This window comes from Limnospira sp. PMC 1279.21 (genome assembly GCF_032349615.1).
GTDB lineage: Bacteria > Cyanobacteriota > Cyanobacteriia > Cyanobacteriales > Microcoleaceae > Limnospira > Limnospira fusiformis.
This window is the reverse complement of sequence record NZ_JARPLU010000513.1, coordinates 1-519: the sequence shown is the minus strand read 5'-3', so window position 1 is coordinate 519 and position 519 is coordinate 1. Positions and strand designations below refer to the sequence as shown.

At 49.7% G+C, this 519-nt stretch carries 1 pseudogene; it reads right to left on the bottom strand.

Features of this window, described 5'->3' with window-relative positions:
* Positions 1-95: 95 nt before the first annotated feature.
* Positions 96-470, bottom strand: a pseudogene (locus P5683_RS25720) (IS1634 family transposase); the annotation flags it as partial.
* Between the last annotated feature and the right edge of the window lie 49 nt (positions 471-519).

Genomic DNA, 519 nt, shown 5'->3' with positions numbered 1-519 from the left:
TCAGGAGCGAAAAAGTAGTAACAGAAGAAGTACAGAAAGCGCGAGTAGATTATTGGGAAAGAATTAGAGCCTACATTCCGCAGGTTGATAGGTAATTAACCGGATGCGTAGTAATAGCGCTCAACGGGTGGACCGAAGAGGTGAATAATCAATCGCCGTTCATCATTGAGATTGCTAATCTGCCTTTGCCCATCGAGATTAACCCAGTGGATTCCTTGAAACTTCTGCATAATCCAGCGAAAGGTCGGTTTAGCGGTGGGTTGTTGGCGTTGGTCGCGCACCGTTTGCTTCTGAGCATCTAGCGCCTGTCGCAGTTGGCGTTCGGCGAGGGTATACACCATAAGGGTTAGGGCCATGATGAGAGCTAAGGCCTCGACCCGCTGCGGCTTTTTGACAAAGACGCTACTGGCAAAGAAGAGGGGGTCTTTGAGGAAGCGAAAGCCTCTCTCGACGGTCTGTTGTCCTTTATAGCATTAGTCAAGGTGGTTAGGACGCAGCTTTGAGAACGGAATCCATGGC